Source organism: Porphyromonas gulae, from assembly GCF_000765945.1.
Taxonomy (GTDB): domain Bacteria; phylum Bacteroidota; class Bacteroidia; order Bacteroidales; family Porphyromonadaceae; genus Porphyromonas; species Porphyromonas gulae.
Genome location: NZ_JRAT01000015.1, coordinates 34,363 through 40,404, shown reverse-complemented (window position 1 = coordinate 40,404; position 6,042 = coordinate 34,363). Strand labels below are relative to the sequence as shown.

The 6,042-nt window shown below is 51.3% G+C and carries 5 protein-coding genes; all 5 read left to right on the top strand.

Features of this window, described 5'->3' with window-relative positions:
* The first annotated feature begins 190 nt into the window (after nucleotides 1-190).
* From HQ49_RS07050 to tamL, 5 genes are read left to right on the top strand one after another with little or no spacing between them, the layout of a single operon-like run.
* A complete protein-coding gene (locus HQ49_RS07050) occupies nucleotides 191-1,183 on the top strand; it encodes a PhoH family protein (RefSeq protein ID WP_080745571.1) in 993 nt (330 codons plus the stop codon).
* Nucleotides 1,184-1,232: 49 nt separating this feature from the next.
* Nucleotides 1,233-2,174 (top strand): phosphoribosylaminoimidazolesuccinocarboxamide synthase, encoded by a 942-nt coding sequence (locus HQ49_RS07045; protein ID WP_039419218.1) that lies wholly within the window; start codon nucleotides 1,233-1,235, stop codon nucleotides 2,172-2,174.
* Nucleotides 2,175-2,205: 31 nt separating this feature from the next.
* The gene (gene ubiE / locus HQ49_RS07040) at nucleotides 2,206-2,943 is read left to right on the top strand and encodes a bifunctional demethylmenaquinone methyltransferase/2-methoxy-6-polyprenyl-1,4-benzoquinol methylase UbiE (RefSeq protein ID WP_039419216.1); all 738 of its coding nucleotides are present in this window, start codon (nucleotides 2,206-2,208) and stop codon (nucleotides 2,941-2,943) included.
* On the top strand, nucleotides 2,940-3,689 hold the full coding sequence (locus HQ49_RS07035) for a shikimate dehydrogenase family protein (protein WP_039419215.1): 750 nt from the start codon (nucleotides 2,940-2,942) through the stop codon (nucleotides 3,687-3,689). The genes ubiE and HQ49_RS07035 overlap by 4 nt, the downstream gene beginning before the upstream one ends.
* Nucleotides 3,690-3,714: 25 nt before the next feature.
* The gene (gene tamL, locus HQ49_RS07030) at nucleotides 3,715-6,039 is read left to right on the top strand and encodes a translocation and assembly module lipoprotein TamL (RefSeq protein ID WP_039419213.1); all 2,325 of its coding nucleotides are present in this window, start codon (nucleotides 3,715-3,717) and stop codon (nucleotides 6,037-6,039) included.
* Nucleotides 6,040-6,042: the final 3 nt, after the last annotated feature.

Sequence of the window (6,042 nt, the reverse complement as noted above, 5' to 3'; positions counted from 1 at the left end):
GTTTTTCAGATTACTTGAGGTTTGCAGAGAGATCGCATGAAGCTCTCCTTTCTTCGTCAAATCAATGCATGTATCTGTCTTGATCGATATGAGGGGGGGAGGTTATTGTGCAACAGTCTCATTCTATGTTTTTTTGCGAACCTAAATGGAATGAAAAAGACTACATTTGCACCGTTGTTATTGGATACATATGCTGATTACAGAGAGAATTTACGTATTGGAAGATGTCGATGTACAGGCTTTCCTCGGTGTAAATAACAGCAATCTTATGCTCCTGCGTACGCTCTTCCCGAAGCTGCGCCTGGTGGCACACCACAATGTGCTCAAGATCATGGGCGATTCGCGCGAGACGGATCGTTTCCTCGATGTCTTGGAGCCGATGGTGGCATACTGCCGTGAGTACAACCTCCTGCCCGAAGATGTGATCCTGCGCATTGCTCAGGGAGCCAAGTTACCTGCCGACGATATACCCAAGCATCTCATCCTGCACGGAACGGGAGGCAAGAGCATCATTGCCAGAGGTGATAATCAGCAGAAACTTGTGGAGGCTTTCGAGGCCAATGACCTCGTTTTTGCCATCGGCCCTGCCGGAACAGGCAAGACCTTCGTAGCCATCAGTCTGGCTGTCCGTGCCTTGAAAAGCAAGCAGGTGCGCCGTATCATTCTCTCACGTCCTGCTGTGGAAGCCGGCGAGAAGCTGGGATTTCTGCCCGGTGAGATGAAAGATAAGCTCGATCCCTACTTGCAGCCTCTGTATGATGCGCTGGAGGAGATGATCCCTGCCGTGAAGCTGAAAGAGTACATCGAAAACAACATCATCCAGATAGCACCATTGGCCTATATGAGAGGACGTACGCTCAACGATGCCGTGGTCATTCTGGACGAAGCTCAGAATACGACCGAGTTGCAGATGAAAATGTTCCTGACCCGCCTTGGTGCCAATGCCAAGATGATCGTCACCGGCGACATTACGCAGACCGATCTTCCCAGAGGTGTGCACTCCGGTCTGCGTCAGGCTCTGAATATCCTCCAAGGAACGAGAGGGATAGGCTATATTGCATTCCAACGCGCTGATATAGTGCGCCATCCGCTCGTACAGCGTGTGGTGGATGCCTACGACCGGTACGATGCCGAACGGAAAAAGGAGGCCGAAGCCGCAGCTGTCGTTGCGCAAACCATATAGAATCAGGCGATACCGATATTATTACGAATCACTTAGCATACAATTCACGATGAAAGAAACATTAGCTCGTACCGACTTCAGACTGCCGGGACAGAAAGCCGTATATCACGGCAAGGTGCGCGACGTATACACGTTGGAGAATGATCTTCTGGTCATGATAGCCACGGATCGCATATCGGCTTTCGACGTAGTCCTTCCGGCCGGTATCCCTTACAAGGGTCAGGTACTCAATCAGATAGCGGCACACTACCTCGATGCCACTCGCGATATAGTTCCGAACTGGAAGATAGCTACGCCCGACCCGATGGTTACTGTCGGACACCGTTGCGAACCGTTCAAGGTGGAGATGGTCATCCGTGGCTACATCACAGGAAGTGCATGGCGTGCCTATGCTGCCGGCGATCGCGTGCTTTGCGGTCTGCCTCTTCCCGAGGGTATGCGTGAAAACCAGCGTTTCGAGCATCCTATTATCACACCTACGACCAAGGCCGATGAGGGACACGACGAGAATATCTCCCGCGAAGAAATCATTGCTCAGGGGCTGGTGTCTAAAGAGGACTACGAGCAGATAGAACGCTATACCTACGCACTTTTCGAGCGCGGCACTCAAATGGCTGCCGAGAAGGGGCTTATTTTGGTGGACACCAAATACGAATTCGGCAAGAAGGACGGTAAGATCTACCTGATCGACGAAATACATACGCCGGACTCTTCTCGCTACTTCTATGCTGAGGGCTATCAGGAGCGATTCGAACGAGGTGAAGCACAAAAGCAACTCTCCAAGGAGTTTGTCCGTCAGTGGCTGATCGAAAACGGTTTTCAAGGTAAGCCCGGTCAGCAAATACCGGAAATGACGGAAGCATATTGCGACAGCGTGTCGGAACGCTATATCGAATTGTACGAGCGGGTAGTGGGCAAGCCCTTCGAAAAGGCAGACCTGAGCAATTTGGCAGAAAGAATAGAAAAGAACATAACAGACTATCTGCGATAACATTCGGCCGATAGCTGAATAATCATGTGCCATGCAAAGTCCTGAAAGAATAACCCCTTACGATACCGAACGCCCCAAGGATGAACAGGTAGAAGCCATGTTCAACCATATTGCTGGACATTACGATCGTCTCAATCACCTCTTTTCTTGGGGGATGGATCGTGTATGGCGGCAGAAGGCTATCCGTATGATCGAACCTTTTGCTCCGCGTACGGTGCTGGATGTGGCTACCGGAACGGGTGATTTGGCCATCGAGATATGCAGGCATATCCCTTCCGTCAAGCAGGTGACGGGTGTCGATCTTTCGTTGGAAATGATGAGGATAGGGGAGCAGAAGGTGCGTTCGGAGAATTTGGATGATCGGATTACTTTCATGCAGAAAGATTGTCTCGATCTTCCTTTCGCAGATCATAGTTTCGATGCGGTTACAGTGGCTTTCGGCGTGCGCAACTTTCAGAATATCGAGCTCGGTTTGGAGGAAATGTATCGTGTGCTCAACGAGGGTGCTCCCCTAATGATCCTGGAGCTTTCCCGCCCGGTGAGTTTCCCATGGAAGCAGGGATATAATTTCTATGCTTCGCATGTGATACCTGTTGTCGGTCGTTTCTTGTCGCAGGATGCGGAGGCCTATACCTATCTTCCCGAATCGATAGCCGTCATGCCCCAACGAGAGGAACTGACGGATCTGATGCTCTCCGTCGGATTTCGGGAAGCGTATTATCGTACCCTTTCGCTGGAGGCGGCAACCGTTTATATGGGACTGAAATGAAAAAGTACGGTCTGATCGGCTATCCGCTGGCTCATTCGCTGTCTGCCGAATTCTTCAACTCCAAATTCAAGATGGAGGGAATCAATGCCGTCTACGAACTTTTCCCACTGGAATCGCTCGCCCAACTGAAGAGTCTGCTTTCGCTCCATCCCTCTCTTCAGGGGTTCAACGTGACATCGCCCTACAAAGTGGAGGTGATGCGCTATCTGGATCGGATAGACGAGGAAGCGGAATTGACCGGAGCCGTCAATACGATTCGGATAGAACGTGCGCGTTTTCGCCGTCCTCGTCTCGTCGGTTATAATACCGATGTGAAAGGCTTTGCCGATAGTCTGGAGCTGATCCGAAAGCCGTGGCATACGCAAGCTCTTGTCTTGGGATCGGGTGGGGCAGCACTGGCTGTGATGCGAGCTTTGAAAAAGATGGGAATAGTACATCGACAGGTCAGTCGCACGCCTTCGGCTACCGGTGTGTATGCGTATTCGGATCTGACGCCGGAGATTATCGAACGGCACAAGTTGATCGTCAATGCCACTCCGGTGGGTATGTATCCACATATAGACCAATGTCCGCCTATTCCGTTCGAGGGTATAGGTGCAGAGCATCTCTGTTATGATCTGATCTATAATCCGCAGGAAACGATCTTCATGCATCGCGCTCAAGCACAAGGTGCTTCTGTACAGAATGGATTGGAGATGCTGCTCATACAGGCGTTGTGTAGTTGGCGTATCTGGAACGAACAATAATCTCTCTCCGTATATCTGTTCTTCTATGTCCTCGTGTTCTGTTCGGTATCTAATCGGCATTGCCGGCTGCTTGCTTATCATGCTTGCTTCCTCCTGCTCGGTCACCCGTTATGTGCCGGACGGCGGCAGACTGCTGGACAGGGTAACGATCGTAAGCGAAACGGACAGCATCGCTCTGCCGGAAGATATACGGGACTATACCCTCCAGCAGCCCAATTACAGACTCTTCGGGATGACTCGTTGGCTGCTGCGCGTCTATAGTAGCTCGAACCCGAACAGCAACAGCTGGTGGAACCGTTCGCTCCGGAAAATGGGTGAACCACCTGTCCTCATCGATTCCGTCCTCACCGAGCGTACTGCCAACCGTCTGGCAAAGGCGATGGCCGGCGATGGCTTTCTCGACGCCACTGCTCGTACCATGGTAGATACCGGCCTGTACAAGAAAGCACGCATTACTTATCTGATTCAGCCCGGAAGCCGTTATTATATACGCAATATGGCTTTGGATGTGAAGAATCCACTCCTTCCTCCCGTTACGCTTGGCGATTCGCTTCCTTCGGCATACAAGGTCGGGATCAGCGAAGGCTCTCCCTTGTCGCCCATCGTACTCGATGAAGAAAGAAAAGCGATAGCTCGCTATATGCGTAACAATGGTTTCTGGAGGTTTTCCGCTGAGGACATTTATTATGAAGCTGACACTACCGTTTCAGCAGGATCGGGTACGAAATCTGCCGATCTGAAATTGGTGGTCAATGGTATCGGGCGTTATCCATATCGGATCGGCAGGGTATTCTTCCATGCCGATTATGATCCTCTCGAATCGGATTTCAGAGTTCAGGAACTGCCACGTATTGATTCCGTTTCGCGTGGCGATTACACTGTTTACTATGGGGGCAGGGGACGTTATATTCGGGCATCGGCTCTCGCGCGGTCGGTGTCGGTTACTCCGGGAGCTTTGTTCTGTGAGGATGATGTGGAGCGCTCTTATATCAAGCTGAATGCGCTCCCCATCATTCGGAACGTGAATATCCGATTTGTGGAGTACAATGGTAATGATGAGATTGCTCCGGCGGATAGCTCGCGACTTGTGGATTGCTATATTCTTACCGTTCCGGCCAAGAGCAAATCGTTCGAAGCCGAGGTGCTCGGCACCAATTCGGCAGGAGACTTCGGGGCAGCCTTGTCTCTCGGTTTTACCGATCGGAATTTGTTTCGCGGAGGGGAAATGTTCAATGTCAAACTCAAGGGTGCATACGAAGCCATTCGCAAAGGTTCGCACAGCTTCATGGAATACGGTGCGGAAAGCTCCCTCCGTTTTCCCCGTCTCCTCTTCCCCCTTATATCTGACGAGACACGCAGGCGGCTACGGGCATCCACGGAATGGAAAATCGGATACAATTACCAGACCCGTCCGGAGTTCGATCGGGTAATTCTCTCCGCTCAGCTCAACTATTCATGGCAGACCTATCTGCACAATCGTTTGCGTCATACGATCCGCCTGCTGGATGTCGATTATCTCCATCTCCCGTATATCGATCCCGACTTCGCCCAATCCCTTCCGCCTACGACTGCCTTGTATAACTACACGGAGCAGTTCATTCTCGGTTCGGCATATATACTGAACTATACTACGGCTTCGTCCATGGAGCGTACCGTAGCCAATCCTTTTACGGCGCGATTCAGTATCCAAACAGCCGGCAACCTGCTGCAAGCCATTTCTTATCTGTCCGATTCTCCGAAGGACGAGCATGGGTCGTATGAAATGTTCGGGCTGCACTATGCTCAGTTCGTCAAGCTCGATCTCGATCTGGCCAAAACCGTTCTTCTCGAAAAGGACAATACTTTGGCACTGCATCTGGGCTTCGGACTGGCTTTCCCTTATGGCAATGCTCGCCATATACCCTTTGAGTTACGTTACTTTGCCGGAGGATCTAACAGCGTTCGCGGCTGGAGTGTCCGTACCCTCGGCCCGGGGAGTATGAAGATGACTCCGGACAAGACCTTCTTCGATCAGATGGGAGATATTCGTCTGGACCTGAATGTCGAATACAGGACAAAGTTGTTCTGGAAGTTTCGCGCAGCAGCTTTTGTCGATGCCGGCAATGTATGGACGATAAAGGAGTATGAGAATCAGGAGGGCGGTCTCTTCCGTTTCGATCGCTTCTATAAGGAAATCGCTTTGGCCTACGGTCTGGGGCTTCGTCTCGACTTCGATTATTTCCTTGTGCGGCTGGATGCCGGACTGAAGGCCTATGACCCTCAGCAAACGGGGCGTTACAAATGGGCTATCACGCGCCCAAACTTTTCTTCCAATTTCGCTTGGCACATTGCGGTAGGCTATCCGTTCTGATCC